Below are 16,310 nucleotides of genomic sequence, written 5' to 3'. Positions count from 1 at the left end.
TCAAGAAGTCAAAAAAAGCCATGTATAGATACACCTGTCCTTAACTCTAAGAAGGTGTAAACACACATGGCGGAATAGTTCACTAGCAAGTCTTACTAACAGACCAATCCTTGATTTTTATAAAACGATAGACTCATAACAAGATCTTATTACAAATCCATCACACTGCTTTTATTATAATGTGATATTTATTATAATACAATATAGCAGGAAAATTTTAACCAAGTGAAATGTCCTGAGGGGGACCGGGAAAAGCCTTATGAGGCAATATCGGAAGGGGTAATTAGCATGTCTAAAAAAATTCATGAGTTCAATGATATTATTCGAAAACTTCGCAAAGAATTGTTTGGAAAAGGGCCTGAAAGGATTCATACTGTATTTGTTGAAAACATGGCAGTCTCAACACTGTACGGAAATCTGAGTGCAAGCGAGCAGTTTATCGCCCGCACACCTGAAGGAAGAGAAATGGTACATGCGGCCCGGACAAGCCTGATTCAAGATCTTTATTCCAAACAAACGCCGGAAGGAATGGAGGAGCTGATCGGGGCTAAGCTTGTCCATTTGTTTTCTGATATAAAAATTGAGGAAAATATCGCAATATCTGTGTTTGTCTTTGATCGAAAAATAGATGATCAAAAAGAAGCTCTGCAAAGCTAGCATATTTGTCATTGACACAAATTTGTCACATTTGATATGATGTTGCTACAGTTATAGAAGGCTTAAAGCAATGGAATGTATGCACGAACTGTATACATTCTCTTTCAATATCTTACATTCTGCTTGATATTGTTGTATGGGTATGCATACAAGTTAGGCAGCATTCAAACGCCTGGTTTCACACAGGTTATTTGAGTGCTGCCTTTTTTAATGCCTTTCTGCCATAACTGTAAGAAAAGAAGAAACAATGGAGGCGTTTTAGTATGGCTTTTCGGAAACCGGATGAAATAACGGATGCAGCAATTGAAGCAGGGGTGAAAAAAATAAAGCTTCCTCTGCCATCGCTGCTTGTGCTGGGTTTTTTAGGAGGCGCATTTATCGCGCTCGGGTATTTGCTTGATATCAGGGTAATCGGCGACCTTCCGAAAGAATGGGGAAGCCTGTCCAGCTTGATTGGGGCTGCAGTATTTCCCGTCGGCCTGATACTTGTGGTTCTCGCTGGCGCTGAACTGATCACAGGAAATATGATGTCAGTTGCGATGGCTTTATTTTCGAGAAAAATATCTGTTAAAGAATTGGCGGTTAACTGGGGAATCGTCACGATTATGAACTTAATTGGCGCATTGTTTGTTGCTTACTTTTTCGGGCATTTGGTTGGACTGACTGAAACGGGTCCTTATTTAGAAAAAACGATCGCAGTTGCGCAAGGAAAGCTTGATATGAGCTTCGGCAAGGTTCTCATTTCCGGCATCGGCTGTAACTGGCTTGTATGTCTTGCGGTGTGGCTTTCTTTCGGCGCCCAAGACGCAGCAGGAAAAATCCTTGGCATCTGGTTCCCCATTATGGCTTTTGTGGCAATCGGATTTCAGCACGTTGTCGCCAACATGTTTGTGATTCCCGCTGCCATTTTTGCTGGCTCGTTCACGTGGGGGCAGTTTATCGGAAACATCATTCCTGCTTTTATCGGCAATGTCATCGGCGGAGCGGTATTTGTCGGTCTCATTTATTTTATCGCATATCATAAGAAAGACCGCTCCAGAAATGAAATGAAGCAGGTGTCATGACCAAAGGACAAATCTATTCGATGATTTGCACAATTTCTGTCCATTTTTAGAAAAAGATGTTTACAAAATGGAATTTGGTGGATATACTTACAAAGTAAGAAAAAAGCAAAGGAGGCTGAACAAAATGACAATGAGACAACGACGTCAACCTGTACGTGATACACAAGTAAAAGTTCATGGTTTATTCAGCCTGTGGAAGAGTTCGTGTCCTTCCTTAACCGATGCTTATCGCACGCATTAAATTCGGATTAGTCGGACATACGCAACTCCCCGCAGGCAGTAGAGGCATTAGTTTGGTGTCTTCTTTTGTCTGCGGTTTTTATTTGCCCGCGGCAGAAGGAATGATGCCGCGGGTTATTTCGCTTGAAGCGGACTTTGAAAGGGGGTGAGCGATATGACGATTAACCTATTCTTTTTAACGTTAACGATTAACAAACGGTTTAAAAGCCCGGAGGAATTCGAACGAGAACAGCAGATTGAGCAGATTTACGATGAAATGAAAGAGTCTCAGTTAAAGCATCTTTATTTAACAAACTGGCGCTAAAAGCAATGAAAAAACTGAAGGGGGAGATGACATATGCTTAGAATGGAATTATTGATGCATTATACGATGGAGAAGGATCAAGTTTAGCGAAACAGCTGTCAAGAAAATGTCGGCCTGCATATGATAAATCAACGTTACGGTAAGGCAGGTGATGGCATGATGAACGATTATCAAAAAAGGCTGCCGTCGATAGGCCATGGTTATGCGTCAATGCCGCATTCCTTCAAACATGGTTATGGAAATCCATTCCGTCAGCAGAGGCTGATGGCCATGCAGCAGCAAAGGCTGTATGTATTCCCTTATCATTGGCATTAGAAAGAGGGCAGAAAACATTTTGTTTTCTGCCTTTTTTTGCGGAAAAAAATGAAAAAGTTAAGTTCTGTTGAAACATTTTTAAACACATTGCCGTCTAGTTGGTATCTTCATTCCCATTTAGAAATGAAGGCGATGTTTATTTTATTAATATAATAAATGAACATAGGAAACCAAAAGCAGGTGTTTATAATGCTAGAAAATAGACTCTATAACCGATCGAATCTTTTGAAATTATTTTCTCGGAAATATAAGCAAACCAAAACAATTGAGCATATGATGATAGACTCTATAGACATACAAGAAAATGACAGAATTTTAGAAATTGGAATCGGAAATGGCACTGTTTTTAAGAACATAACCGAGAAACTGGAAAAGGGAAGCTTCAAAAGCATTGACCCTTCAAAGCGAAAGGTAAGGCAAATATCACGCGCGAATCGAAAGAAAATGGGGAAAGGGGAGATTTTTCATGGCTATCCTGAGAACATTCCTTTTGATGACCGTACCTTTAATAAAGTGTTTTCCTTACATACGGTTCAGAGCTGCACTGATATGAGGCTTGCATTAAGAGAAATTTACCGGGTGCTTCAAATTGACGGCCGATTTTACATCAGTATTGATGCAAATACCGGTGAAAAAGAGAAAATGTATATTCAACTGCTGAAAGACCAGCATTTCAGGGATCTTTCTGTCATCAGGCGTGATTCCTGTCTTTGCATTGTGGCTGTTAAATAAAATCATTTCTCGGGAAATATATCCAGAGCCTTTTTTGGGGATTTGGGTATATTTTCTTAATTTTTTATTTTTTGCATATACTTTATATTAAAAAAAGTTTTTTTCCTATAAACTGATAACAGAAGAAAGGGTAAAGAGGTGATTCAGACAGATCGGACATTCATTATGAACAAACGGAATGAATATTCATTCCGCGAAAAATCGGAGGTTTTAAGATTACATGTTATCCGCATCGAGCAGTAAACACGACATGATTATGAAAGCGGCGGTCTCACTTTTTACAGAAAGGGGATTTAATGCTACCACTATCCCTATGATAGCTGAACGAGCTCATGTGGGAACAGGAACGATCTACCGCTATTTTGACAGCAAAGAAACACTCGTCAACATCTTGTTTCAAGAAAGCATCCAGCGCTTTACGGAAAAACTGAAGCAAGATTTTTCGGAATTGCCTGTCAGAGAAGGCTTCCACCACGTATTTTGCTGTCTCGTTCAATTTACGAAAGAGAGTGACTATGCGCTTTTTTTTCTTGAAACGAAGAAAGACGCTCATTACTTAAATGACGCAAGCAGAAAAATGATAGAAAATCTGACACATATGCTTAATGACTATTTTAACAAGGGAAAAGCAGAAGGTGTAATTCGCAGCTTGCCCTCTAATGTGTTAATTGCGATTGTGTTAGGGGCATTTCTCAAGATATATCAGCTCGTCCAAACGGGTGATATAGAGATGGACATGGATTTAATTACTGAATTGGAACAATGCTGCTGGGACGCCATTAAGCTTCATTCATCACAAAAATAGGAAAGGAAGATGTATTAATGAAACAGGCAAGCGCAATACCTCAGCCCAAAACATACGGACCTTTGAAAAATCTTCCGCATCTGGAAAAAGAGCAGCTGTCTCAATCCTTATGGCGGATCGCTGATGAATTGGGTCCGATTTTCCGTTTCGATTTTCCAGGGGTGTCCAGTGTTTTTGTATCCGGTCACAATCTCGTGGCTGAAGTGTGTGATGAAAGCCGCTTTGACAAAAACCTTGGCAAAGGCTTGCTAAAGGTGCGCGAGTTCGGCGGAGACGGCTTATTTACAAGCTGGACGCACGAACCGAACTGGCAAAAAGCCCACCGCATTTTGCTTCCGAGCTTCAGTCAAAAGGCGATGAAAGGCTATCATTCTATGATGCTGGATATCGCATCCCAACTGATTCAAAAATGGAGCCGGCTTAATCCTAATGAAGAAATTGATGTAGCGGACGACATGACCCGTCTGACACTTGATACGATTGGGTTATGCGGGTTTAACTATCGTTTCAACAGCTTTTACCGTGATTCACAGCATCCGTTTATTACCAGTATGCTTCGTGCCTTAAAAGAGGCGATGAATCAATCAAAAAGACTGGGCCTGCAAGATAAGATGATGGTCAAAACGAAGCTGCAGTTTCAGAAGGATATAGAAGTCATGAACTCCCTTGTTGATAGAATGATAGCGGAGCGAAAAGCGAATCCGGATGAAAACATTAAAGATCTTCTATCACTCATGCTTTATGCAAAAGATCCTGTAACAGGTGAAACGCTTGATGATGAAAACATTCGATACCAAATCATCACATTTTTAATTGCAGGGCATGAAACAACAAGCGGTTTGCTTTCCTTTGCGATTTACTGTCTACTTACACATCCGGAAAAACTGAAAAAAGCGCAAGAGGAAACGGATCGTGTGTTAGTTGATGACACGCCAGATTATAAACAAATCCAGCAGCTGAAATACATACGGATGGTTTTAAATGAAACACTCAGGCTGTATCCAACAGCTCCGGCATTTTCTCTCTATGCCAAGGAAGATACTGTTCTAGGCGGAGAATACCCAATCAGCAAAGGGCAGCCTGTCACCGTTTTGATTCCAAAACTGCACAGGGACCAAAATGTTTGGGGCGAGGATGCAGAAGATTTTCGTCCGGAACGGTTTGAAGACCCTTCGCGTATTCCTCACCATGCGTATAAGCCGTTTGGAAACGGGCAGCGCGCTTGTATCGGCATGCAGTTTGCTCTCCAAGAAGCGACAATGGTTCTCGGTCTTGTATTAAAGCATTTTGATTTGATGAACCATACTGGATACGAACTGAAAATCAAAGAGGCATTAACGATCAAACCGGATGACTTTAAGATTACTGTGAAACCGCGGAAAACAGCTGCAATCAATGTACAGAGAAGAGAACAGGCTGACATCAAAACAGAAACGAAGCCAAAAGAAACACAACCTAAACATGGCACACCATTACTCGTTCTGTACGGTTCAAATCTTGGGACAGCGGAAGGAATAGCCGGTGAACTGGCTGCTTACGGACGCCAGATGGGCTTTACAGCCGAAACGGCTTCGCTCGATGATTATATTGGCAAGCTTCCTGAACAAGGCGCAGTCGTCATCGTTACGGCTTCCTATAATGGGGCGCCGCCTGATAATGCTGCCGGCTTTATAAAATGGCTGGACGAGCTTGAGGAAGGACAATTGAAAGGTGTTTCTTATGCGGTATTCGGCTGCGGAAACCGGAGCTGGGCCAGCACGTATCAGCGGATTCCCCGCCTCATAGATGACATGATGAAAACAAAGGGAGCATCACGATTAACAGCGATTGGGGAAGGCGATGCCGCCGATGATTTTGAAAGCCAGCGCGAGTCGTGGGAAAACCGCTTCTGGAAGGAAACGATGGAGGCATTTGATATAAACGGAATATCTCAGAAAGAAGACAGGCCCTCATTATCAATTACTTTTCTCAGTGAAGCGACGGAAACGCCGCTTGCCAAAGCATATGGCGCGTTTGAAGGGAATGTTTTAGAGAACCGGGAGCTTCAGACGGCTGATAGCCCGCGTTCCACCCGCCATATTGAATTGCAGATTCCTGACGCCAAAACATATAAAGAAGGCGATCATATCGGCATACTGCCAAAAAACAGCCAGAAGCTTGTTCAGCGGGTCCTCAGCCGATTCGATTTGCAGTCCAATCATGTGATAAAAATAAGCGGAGGCCCTCATATGGCTCATCTTCCGATGGATCGGCCAATCAAAGTGACGGATTTGTTGGGGGCCTATGTGGAGCTGCAGGACCCGGCTTCAAGGCTTCAGCTGCGGGAGCTGGCTTCTTATACAGTCTGTCCGCCGCATAAAAAAGAGCTGGAACAGCTCCTTTCAGATGATGGCATTTATAAGGAGCGGGTACTGGCAAAACGTCTCACCATGCTTGATCTTTTAGAGGACTACCCTGCCTGCGAAATGCCGTTTGAGCGGTTTTTAGCACTTTTGCCATCACTAAAACCGAGATATTATTCCATTTCAAGCTCACCGAAAGTCAACGCCAATATCGTGAGCATGACAGTAGGCGTTGTTAAAGCTTCAGCCTGGAGCGGGCGAGGCGAATACCGGGGCGTCGCCTCTAATTATTTAGCAGAGCTGAATACAGGTGATGCAGCGGCCTGTTTCATCCGAACGCCTCAATCCGGATTCCAAATGCCAGATGACCCTCAAACGCCTATGATTATGGTCGGGCCTGGTACAGGAATTGCGCCATTCAGGGGCTTTATTCAGGCAAGATCTGTTTTGAAGAAGGAAGGAAGCGAGCTCGGTGAAGCTCTTTTATACTTTGGCTGCCGACGACCCGATCATGATGATCTTTACAGAGAAGAGTTGGATCAAGCGGAACAGGATGGTTTGGTTACCATCCGCAGGTGCTACTCACGCGTCGAAAACGAACCAAAAGGATATGTCCAGCACTTGCTCAAACTAGATGCACAGAAGCTGATATCACTTATTGAAAAAGGGGCTCACATTTACGTATGCGGTGATGGATCGCAAATGGCTCCTGATGTAGAGAAAACTTTGCGTCTGGCATATGAAGCTGAAAAAGGAGCAAGTCAGGAAGAATCCTCCTTATGGCTGCAAAAGCTGCAAGACCAAAAACGCTATGTAAAAGACGTTTGGACAGGAATGTAATAAAAATCAAATCCCGCCATCAATCAGATGGCGGGATTGCTTTGCATGTGAGAAAACCGGCACGATAATGAAATCTACTGAAAAGGATGTTATAGGGAGTATCGCGCCGGCCTTATTGTTAATATCGTCAAACAGGGACAAAAGTTTAGGTTTTTCACCTTATTTTTAAAAATAAATAGTCTAAAAGTCTTGTTTTTGAGTTTGCGCATCGTTTTTTTTGGTATATTATACCCACCTATTCCTCAAGATGATCCACCTGTTGAAGATCGATGTTTCAATTTGCGTTCCACATGTTTTCGGTAATGAAAGTCATGAATCAGCCGAATCGTGGGCCTGATTAACAGCAGCAAGCTTCCAATCGCAAACAGCCATATCCCTGCTGACTTGAACTGGTCATAAAAAAAGAAAAAGCTCCCGACGAGAAACAAAGCACCAATGGAAAAATCGTTCACTGTATAAAGAATCTTATATCGTTTTTTGAAAAAAAGTTCGTATCGTTTCAGTTCTTTTTTGATGTCATGTTCTTCATTAGCCGCCACTATCATCCCTCCATTCTATTTTGGCTTACCCTCACGTAAACGACATGTAAACATAAGAATTGGTTTGAAAAAATGGGGATGATGAGAGAAAGATGAGCAATGTTTTTAAATAGGGCTTCTTTTTTTTACAAAAACGATTCCATCGCCTGAACAATAAGACCAGTCAAAGCTTTAGCCCCTTGTGGAACCAAGTGTACGCCATCAGGTGTAAAGTATTCTGGATGCTGAAGAGCCACTGTATGCCAGTCAACTAACGTAACATTTTGATGTGCGTGGGCCTGTTGTTTCAAAGATTCATTTACTTTGCTTTCCCATTGGCGGGGAACTCTAGTATTGACAAGATAGATATGAGCTTTTGAGAAAGATTGAATCAATTGTTCAATTTGGCTGTTTGTAAAGTAGCCATTGGTTCCCAGCTCAATAATGACAGCTCTATTCGGCTGATTAAAAGACTTGTATTCCCTTGTAAGCTCCAAAGCTTGAGACATCTGCCTCCCCACTTTTCCATCAATCGTAACATGTGAAAGTGACTGACGGAGGTGTGAGGCAATATCAAGCATGACGGAATCTCCTATAGCTAACACTTCTTTATCAGAGTCTTTGGGTTCTTTCGCCTGCTGAGATTGCGTGTCTTTATTTTTATTAGCTTCTTGTCTATTATCTTTGTTCTCCTTTTGGTCTTGATTGGAGTCTGTTGTCTTTTGATCGGCATCGTCTTCCTTGTCTTTATCAGCTGCAGCTTTCTTACTATCCTCAGAAGTCTGGCTGGTATGAGCGTTTGTTTCTTGTGAGCTATACGTCCACTTGGTGGGGTGCTTTTGCTCTCCGGCTAGTCCAGACAGTCCTCCCGCAAAGATAAGTAGAGCGATAATGATGAAACCAATTGACATTTTACTGATGACAGATGTCGTTTTCCATTCCTTGATTCTATGTATAAAAACACGGCGGAAAAAGGATCTAAATCCCTGAGTCCTTATCGGCTTCTCAATGCACTGATAAGAAAACTCTGCGAGTATAAATGTAGCAATGACCTTTAGCACGATATGCCAAAAAACAGGGTTTCCGATTTCTTGGACTGGCGTGCTCAACACAATAACAGGATAGTGCCAAAGATAAATACCATAAGACCTTGTTCCAAGCCAACGGAGCGGCCTCCATGAAAGCAGATTGCCTAAAAAGCTGCTCGGATGGCAAATACATGCAATAAGGATTGCGGCGACCATGCTAATCAAAAGCATGCCGCCTCTGTAAAGAAAAGGCTCGTATTCATCTGTGAAATAGACACACAGCACTAATATACAAAATGCCGTAAGTTCAGTAGCACGCAAAGTGTGCTTCAGTTTGTTTGGCAGCCTGTTGGAAGACAGCCTTTTCATCGGCCATACCAATGCTAAGGCACATCCGATGAGAAGTTCAAACGAACGAGTATCTGTACCGTAATACACGCGGCTCGGATCTGCGCCGGGATCATACAAAAAGCTCATCATCACGGCTGAACAAAGCGCCAGCAATGACACCGCGGCCGCCAATCTGGCGCGGCTTTTAAATATGTACATTCCAGCAACAAGGAACATCGGCCATATCATATAAAATTGTTCTTCAATCGCCAGCGACCAAAGGTTTTTTAGAGGTGATGGGGAACCGAAACTATCAAAATATGATAGCTTGTGAAAAATAAACCACCAATTACTTATATAAAAAAGAGAAGAAATGGCATCTCCGCGTACAGTATGCAATAGTTCCCTATCAAACAATACAACCCAAATAACAGCAGAAAAGATCATAAGGTAAGCTGCTGGCAGGAGCCGCCGAATTCGGCGAACCCAAAAGTCCCGAAAATCAAGGCTGATAGCATTTCCATGTACCGGCAATAGAATGGATGTAATTAAATAGCCGGATAAAACAAAAAAGATATCGACTCCAATGAAGCCGCCATTAGCCCAATTGAAGTTTAGGTGATATGCGATAACTGACAGGACGGCAAAAGCCCGAAGGCCATCGAGTCCAGGGATGTATCGATGATGCTGTGTCTTGTGATACATGGGTATTCCTCCAATAGTATGCAGATATTCTCGTTGTTTTTGATAGCTAGATTACGACCTCAAATAGAGAAGATAGAAAACATCCATCATGTCAGTTGGATGTTTTTTTATTATCGAATATAACGATCTCCCACGAGCAAGCTTGATATGACGCTGGTTGGAATTTTAAACTCGGTAACGCCCATATATCCGGGGGCGACTTCATATTCATCAAATGAGATCACAAGTTTATGATCTTCGGTAATGTAAAACGTTTGATCAGGAAGAATCGTTTTGAATGGTTCTGCATCTTCATCAGTGAGCCAATATATTTTATTTGGATCTTCCTTCATTTGCTGTTTCATTTGTTCTTTGATGTTTTGGCTGATGGCTTTGATATAACGCTCATCTTTGAATAAGCTTTTTAATGTCAGTAAGATATCATTTTTTTTGTCAATTGTGATATAACGGCTTTGGGTGTAAGAAGATGCTTGTATTTTTTCAATATCGCGCCGGATAGAGAGTAGATCTGGCGTGTCTGTTACTGTCTCGTAATCACTATAGATGCTGAGATGTCCTTTTTTGTTTTTGGATGTGGCCTGTATAAATTCCTTGTACAGCTGCTTGCTTTCTTTCAAGTATTTCTGGTTAATGCTGTTTTCAAGCTCTTTATTAGAAAGTCCGGATAGAGCAGGTGTTTTAACATCGATGCTCGATTGATCTTTTTCTTCTTTAATCTCAATAAAAGTGATGGCTTTGACAATCTTACCGATGACAGGGATTTTCGACATTGCTTGCGCTGCGTCAGGGTTGATGTTTACAAGTGCAGTGAATAAAATAGCCGCCGCAACAGCTGCTGATGTCGGCCACATGACGATTTTTTTCTTTTTTGTTTCTTGCTGAAGGGCATTTTCAACAATGATATCAAGTTCTTTAGGAATCTGAACACTTTTATATTCTTCTCTTAATTGCTGCAATCTTTTATCCATTAAGAAAGATCCTCCTTCGTCAACTGAATGCGCATCAGCTTCAATGCTCTGTATAGGCGCGTTTTGACGGTATTAATGTTTTCCCCTGTTATTTCTGCAATTTCATCTAATTTGAGATCTTCAAAAAAACGCAAAATAATAATGGTTTTATAGCGGTATGGCAACTCGTCAAGCGCTTCATGAAGATCAGTGTCCTTGTAGTGGTCTTCTTTTCCGTTGCTTAAAAACTCTAACGTATCGTCATCCATCACTTTTACCTTTTTTTGTTTGCGCAAAAAATCAATAGCTGTACGTACTAAAATTTTATAAAACCAGCTTTTTATCGTTTCAGGGTTTCTGACCGTTTCAACTGAGCTCAGCGCTTTTTTTATAGATTCTTGAATAATATCTAATGCGTCGTCTTGATTTTTTACATAACTGAAAGCCAACCGGTAGAAATCTTGTTTATGATTAGTTATGCACGTGACAAGCAACGCTTTTATTGTTTGTTTTTTCTTCATTGCAATAAAGGGCTCCTTTTTGTATATACGTATATCATAGGCTGTTACCTAGGATAGACGCGGAAGGCTGAAAAATAGTTTGCGCAGAATAGCATTTTTTTAAAAGAAATGATCAGAGAGGGAGGATCCTAAAAACTTTGTAGAAAGAATGCATAAAAAAACATGGCTTGTTGATACAAGCCATGTTTTTTGTACTATTGTTCTATTCCAAATAATGTTTTTTGAAATCTGAGTGGATAGAAAATTTGCGGCGCAGCTGGATGAGGTTTTTTCCAAAGCTTTCTTCTAAAAGTCCTCTATGTTTTTTCAAAATTTCCATGAGGTACAGATCATGAATGATCACTTCAGTAATAGGCATGACTAATCCTACATGCATTGTCCATGCAGCACGGCTGTCGTTGCCAAGAGAGACGATACCTGCTACGACTTCTGAATCATCTCCGCTATAGACAAGCCACCGTCCGTCATACTCTTCTGTAATTTCACTGCTCATATCATGAAGGTAAACAGTAGCAAAATCAGATACGATGTCTCCGTACGCAATAATGGTGACAATGACACCTTGATTTGCCGCCTGCTTTAGCTCTGATTCTATCTCTTCAAAATCCTCTTTCCATATTTCTAAGAGGATTCTTTTTTTGGCAGATAAAATACAAGCCTTCACCTTTTCAAGAATTTCTTTGCGTCCGGTGATATTCCAGATATTCTCCCGGTCGTTTGCAGTCTGCTCGAATTTTTCAAAGTATTTCTCAGCCTGGTCAAAATGCTCTTCCGCTTTGAGCCGGCGGTTTTTAATCAGTTCTTTAGCGGGGACAGGGACATACTGAGGCGTATTTCCATGACTTACAAAAACATCTCCTCTGATGACAAGGCTTTCCAAGACTTCATAAATTTTAGAACGGGGCACTCCGGATTTTTTGGCGACGGCATAGCCTGTTAAAGGTGAATCTTGCAATAAAGCAAGATATGCTTTTGATTCATATTCGGTAAAATTGAGATTTTTTAAAATGTCTAACATATTTTCCTTCATACATCCTCCAATATAAAAAGCAGTCGTTGCCTTTGTACTCGCTATTTTAACAAACCATATTGATTTATTCCAAACCCATTGATACAATTTTATAAGTAGTTACTTTTGTAGTCACTATATGTTGTGGGGATTTTTTAAAGGGGGAGAAGAAATGCACAGCTTACTCACATACATACCGATCGCTGCCATGATGGTTATTTTACCGGGTGCAGATACAATGCTTGTTATGAAAAATACCCTTAGATACGGCGCAAAGGCTGGCCGTTATAACATTCTTGGATTGGCAACAGGACTTTCCTTTTGGACGGTTATCGCCATTTTAGGTTTATCAGTGGTGATTGCAAAGTCGGTTTTTCTTTTTACAACAATCAAATATTTGGGAGCAGCATACTTAATTTATTTAGGAATCAAAAGTTTTTTTGCCAAAAGCATGTTTTCTATAGATGACATGCAATCCCAAGCAACAACCACGGGAAATTCTCCGAAACGTTATTATAAGACTTCCTTTATGCAAGGATCACTTAGTAACATTCTCAATCCTAAAACTGTTTTGGTTTATGTTACAATCATGCCCCAATTTATCAATCTGAAGGGGAATATAAACCAGCAGCTCATCATTTTAGCTTCAATCCTAACCTTGTTAGCGGTGTTATGGTTCCTGTTTCTCGTTTATATCATTGATTTCGCAAAAAAATGGATGAAAAACTCGAAATTCCAGAAAGCGTTTCAAAAAGTAACCGGTATTATATTGGTAGGTTTTGGCATCAAAACTGGTTTGAATTAAGATTCGGTTCTGTTGGCTGGTCGCCTAAAATACTATTGGAGACCCAAAATATAAGCAGTGTCCGGCGCATACAAAAAAGACAAGGGAGGGTGTATCCCTTGTCTTTTTGTTATTTCATTTTACTTCCTCTGGTGGTCTGTACCTTATACATAATAATCAATAAAATAAACCAGACCGGAGTGACAAACAAAGCTACACGTGTATCATTCGCCAGTGCCAATACGACAAGAATGAATGCGAGAAATGCGAGTGTTAAGTAGTTGGATAATGGGTAAAAAGGCATTTTAAATTTGCTTTCTTTCGCATTATCCTGCCTTGTTTTTCGATATTTCAGATGGCAAATCACCGTAATGCCCCAAATGAAAATGAAACATATAGTAGAAACACTGGTAATCAGTGTGAAGACTTGCTCTGGCATTATATAATTCAGGCTAACGCCAATCAGAATGGCGATGGTTGAAAAGAACAGCGCATTGCTTGGAACTTTAGATGAAGTCAGTTTCTTTAGCAATCCAGGTGCGTGATGATCCTTGGCAAGAGAATAGACCATGCGGCTTGTGCTGAATAAAGCGCTATTGGCTGCTGATGCAGCTGATGTTAATACAACAAAATTGATTATACTGGCAGCGGCAACGATGCCTACAACAGAAAAGACTTGAACAAATGGGCTTTCATTTGGGTTCAAAACATTCCAAGGATAGATACACATAATGACAAAAAGTGCGCCGACATAAAAAAGTAAAATCCGGGCAGGGATTTGATTGATGGCTTTAGGGATTACTTTTTGGGGATTTTCTGTTTCACCTGCTGTCAGGCCAACAAGTTCAATTCCCACAAAAGCGAAGACAACCATTTGGAATGAAAGGATAAATCCATGCCATCCATTTGGAAACATGCCGCCGTGGTTCCAAAGATTCGTGAGGCTGGCTGAGCCGGAAGCTGTGGAAAAACCTTTGGCAATCAAAAAAATACCAGTTACGATAAGAGCCAGTATGGCAATGACTTTGATCAATGCAAACCAGAATTCTAATTCTCCGAAAAGTTTAACGGTGGCAAGATTCATGATCAGCAGGATGATCAGCGCAAGAAGACCTGGCAGCCATTGAGGCACACCTGGCAGCCAATATTGCGTATAAATCCCGACCGCCGTCAAATCAGCCATCGCGAGAGAAATCCAGCAGAACCAGTAGGTCCAGCCAGTGATAAACGCTGCCATGTTGCCTAAATAGTCTCTTACAAAATCAACGAAAGAGTGATACCCCGTATTTGATAAGAGCAGTTCTCCGAGGGAACGCATAATGAAAAAGCAAAATACTCCGGTGATCAAGTAAGCAAATAAAATGGATGGTCCCGCAAAGTGGATGGATTTTCCTGAGCCTAAGAATAAACCAGTCCCGATTGCACCCCCAATCGCCATTAATTGTATATGCCTGTTTTTAAGGCCTCTAGACAATTTTTGTTGTTGTCCCAAATTGTCTTTGTTAGAATTGCCTGTCAATTTTATTTTCCTCCAATAATAAAAGATGAATAAAGTTTTATCGGATATTATACCATTTAAGAGAATATAATGTTTAATTTTTAAATTTTAAAAATATAATTTCATTTACTTGTTTGTAAAGGTGCTAAATATCTCTCACTCTATTTCTACTTTCATTTCTATTTATTAGTAGAGAAAACAGGAAAATGTTCAGTGTTGTTTATATTGAAAAAACTGTAAAATATTCTTGTTCAGCAAAAGAGGAAAAAGTATGAATTCGCTGAAGAAAATGATGTTGATCAGCATTTTCACCCTTGTACTATTGATATTATGCATGACGGTGTCTCCCAAAAGCTCACAAGCAGCTATAAGAGGTTTTATGGGAACTTGGGATTTAGACGGAGACGGCAGCAATGAACTGGCATACAACCTCGGACAACGTCTTGAAATTCAAAATCAGGAGGCTTCAGCTTTACATACCTAATTGGAGCAAGCTGGGGTTTAAATCAGGTGACTGATACAGATGGAGATGGTGTCACTGATTTAGTATTTTTGGCAGTTGATGGCGGTAAACAGGGCGTAAAAGTCTTGCATCATAAAACACATAACTTAAGATTCTATCAAGTCCTTGGTTCACCATCTATCGGGCTATATAAGGACACACCGGGAGTCGATTTAGATGGAATTCCCGGTTCTGAATTAATTGTAAAAAAACAAAATCTATTAATTGTGATACATGATCGTGATGGTTCTATGTATCAATATAATTTAGGCGCAGATAACTGGGGCATTCACTCGATTTCAATTGCGGATTTCGATGCCGAACCAGGAAAAGAGATCTTGGTGAAACGCCCTACTGGCGTAACTGTCATTCGTGACCGAGTGAAAACAGCAACAAATATGTAATGGCAAAAGACATCGTTTTGACGATGTCTTTTTTGTTTTGCTAGGATAGATGATGACAGTATACTTACGAGGGCCAGCTCATTAAAAAGGATACAGGCGAAATGAATGACACGAGGCAGGACATATAATGAAAATACATACAGCGAAGCTATTGACAATCTTATCAGAATATCGGTTTTTTGATTGGGAGCACCAAAAGAATAATAAACATCGAATCATGATTGGTCTCCCGGAGAATATGCTTATCATAAAAGAGTTTTATCAATCATTCGGTTTTGACTCAGTCGAGAATCCGTATTCAAACATAAAACTATCGAAAAAGCAGTGGGTCCATATGGAGGATCTATTTTTTCAATGGATAATTCCTTATCTATCAACTTTCGAACTAACGATTGTTACGCCTTTTCTGAGTAATGACTGGGAGGGAGAATGTCATCTGGACGATATAATGGATGATGAGTTTGCTGACGCTTATAAAGCGTACAAGTCTTTTCTAATAGGTAACGGATTGTATGATCATACGTCCACTTTGATTGAAAACTGCAGGGGATATCAAATTGATCATATCGGTGATTTTTCAATCCTGGGCAAGATGGCTGTTAGAAATCATCATTATTTATTCTTTGCTGATGGAGATAAAGTTTTTAAGTTTACTGATTCATTGACCTTCCAGATGTATTGTAAGAATGAAGAAGTTTTGCATCATGAAAAGAGAAAGATCGAGCAGTTGCTGAATCCTGATTTCTTATCATGAATCACTATGGC

Annotated in this window: 17 protein-coding genes; 11 read left to right on the top strand and 6 right to left on the bottom strand. The window is 40.6% G+C overall.

Annotated elements, in window-relative coordinates:
• Positions 1–288: 288 nt before the first annotated feature.
• The 7 genes from M0696_RS13590 (at position 289) to cypB (ending at position 7,299) form a co-directional block, all read left to right on the top strand.
• Positions 289–657: a Na-translocating system protein MpsC family protein gene (locus M0696_RS13590; RefSeq protein ID WP_166850270.1), complete on the top strand. Its 369-nt coding sequence runs from the start codon at positions 289–291 to the stop codon at positions 655–657.
• A 263-nt stretch (positions 658–920) separates the two neighbouring features.
• On the top strand, positions 921–1,721 hold the full coding sequence (locus M0696_RS13585) for a formate/nitrite transporter family protein (RefSeq protein WP_222143240.1): 801 nt from the start codon (positions 921–923) through the stop codon (positions 1,719–1,721).
• 394 nt (positions 1,722–2,115) lie between these two features.
• Entirely contained in the window at positions 2,116–2,265 is a 150-nt protein-coding gene (locus M0696_RS13580; RefSeq protein WP_003237348.1) for a YrzI family small protein, read from the top strand.
• Positions 2,266–2,421: 156 nt separating this feature from the next.
• On the top strand, positions 2,422–2,580 hold the full coding sequence (locus M0696_RS13575; RefSeq protein WP_003229817.1) for a hypothetical protein: 159 nt from the start codon (positions 2,422–2,424) through the stop codon (positions 2,578–2,580).
• 189 nt (positions 2,581–2,769) lie between these two features.
• A complete protein-coding gene (locus tag M0696_RS13570) occupies positions 2,770–3,312 on the top strand; it encodes a class I SAM-dependent methyltransferase (RefSeq protein WP_166850276.1) in 543 nt (180 codons plus the stop codon).
• 220 nt (positions 3,313–3,532) lie between these two features.
• Positions 3,533–4,117 (top strand): transcriptional regulator FatR, encoded by a 585-nt coding sequence (fatR, locus tag M0696_RS13565; protein WP_166850279.1) that lies wholly within the window; start codon positions 3,533–3,535, stop codon positions 4,115–4,117.
• Positions 4,118–4,134: 17 nt separating this feature from the next.
• A complete protein-coding gene (gene cypB / locus M0696_RS13560; RefSeq protein WP_222143239.1) occupies positions 4,135–7,299 on the top strand; it encodes a bifunctional cytochrome P450/NADPH--P450 reductase CypB in 3,165 nt (1,054 codons plus the stop codon).
• A gap of 242 nt (positions 7,300–7,541) precedes the next feature.
• Here the strand turns inward: cypB and M0696_RS13555 are convergent, their stop codons facing one another.
• From M0696_RS13555 to M0696_RS13535, 5 genes are all read right to left on the bottom strand, one after another.
• Positions 7,542–7,838 (bottom strand): YrhK family protein, encoded by a 297-nt coding sequence (locus tag M0696_RS13555; RefSeq protein WP_222143238.1) that lies wholly within the window; start codon positions 7,836–7,838, stop codon positions 7,542–7,544.
• A 125-nt stretch (positions 7,839–7,963) separates the two neighbouring features.
• Positions 7,964–9,880: an acyltransferase family protein gene (locus tag M0696_RS13550; RefSeq protein ID WP_248602058.1), complete on the bottom strand. Its 1,917-nt coding sequence runs from the start codon at positions 9,878–9,880 to the stop codon at positions 7,964–7,966.
• A 110-nt stretch (positions 9,881–9,990) separates the two neighbouring features.
• Positions 9,991–10,848 carry an anti-sigma-V factor RsiV gene (rsiV, locus tag M0696_RS13545; RefSeq protein ID WP_222143236.1) on the bottom strand — a complete coding sequence of 286 codons (858 nt, stop codon included), beginning with the start codon at positions 10,846–10,848 and terminating at the stop codon, positions 9,991–9,993.
• Positions 10,848–11,348: an RNA polymerase sigma factor SigV gene (gene sigV, locus M0696_RS13540; protein ID WP_222143235.1), complete on the bottom strand. Its 501-nt coding sequence runs from the start codon at positions 11,346–11,348 to the stop codon at positions 10,848–10,850. The genes rsiV and sigV overlap by 1 nt, the downstream gene beginning before the upstream one ends.
• 202 nt (positions 11,349–11,550) lie before the next feature.
• Positions 11,551–12,378, bottom strand: a complete 828-nt coding sequence (locus M0696_RS13535; RefSeq protein ID WP_166850311.1) for a TrmB family transcriptional regulator — start codon at positions 12,376–12,378, stop codon at positions 11,551–11,553.
• A 151-nt stretch (positions 12,379–12,529) separates the two neighbouring features.
• On the opposite strand from M0696_RS13535, the gene M0696_RS13530 reads away from it, so the two are divergent.
• Positions 12,530–13,162 carry a LysE family transporter gene (locus M0696_RS13530; protein WP_222143420.1) on the top strand — a complete coding sequence of 211 codons (633 nt, stop codon included), beginning with the start codon at positions 12,530–12,532 and terminating at the stop codon, positions 13,160–13,162.
• 109 nt (positions 13,163–13,271) lie between these two features.
• On the opposite strand, the gene M0696_RS13525 is transcribed toward M0696_RS13530, so the two are convergent.
• Positions 13,272–14,660: an amino acid permease gene (locus M0696_RS13525; protein WP_222143234.1), complete on the bottom strand. Its 1,389-nt coding sequence runs from the start codon at positions 14,658–14,660 to the stop codon at positions 13,272–13,274.
• Positions 14,661–14,910: 250 nt separating this feature from the next.
• On the opposite strand from M0696_RS13525, the gene M0696_RS13520 reads away from it, so the two are divergent.
• From M0696_RS13520 to M0696_RS13510, 3 genes are all read left to right on the top strand, one after another.
• Positions 14,911–15,123, top strand: coding sequence for a hypothetical protein (locus M0696_RS13520; protein ID WP_248602057.1), 213 nt, complete (start codon positions 14,911–14,913; stop codon positions 15,121–15,123).
• Positions 15,124–15,149: 26 nt separating this feature from the next.
• On the top strand, positions 15,150–15,545 hold the full coding sequence (locus M0696_RS13515; protein WP_248602056.1) for a hypothetical protein: 396 nt from the start codon (positions 15,150–15,152) through the stop codon (positions 15,543–15,545).
• A gap of 127 nt (positions 15,546–15,672) precedes the next feature.
• Positions 15,673–16,299: a hypothetical protein gene (locus M0696_RS13510; protein ID WP_248602055.1), complete on the top strand. Its 627-nt coding sequence runs from the start codon at positions 15,673–15,675 to the stop codon at positions 16,297–16,299.
• The last annotated feature ends 11 nt before the right edge of the window (positions 16,300–16,310 follow it).

The organism is Bacillus rugosus (genome assembly GCF_023238245.1).
GTDB lineage: Bacteria > Bacillota > Bacilli > Bacillales > Bacillaceae > Bacillus > Bacillus rugosus.
This window is presented reverse-complemented; position numbering and strand designations above follow the sequence as displayed.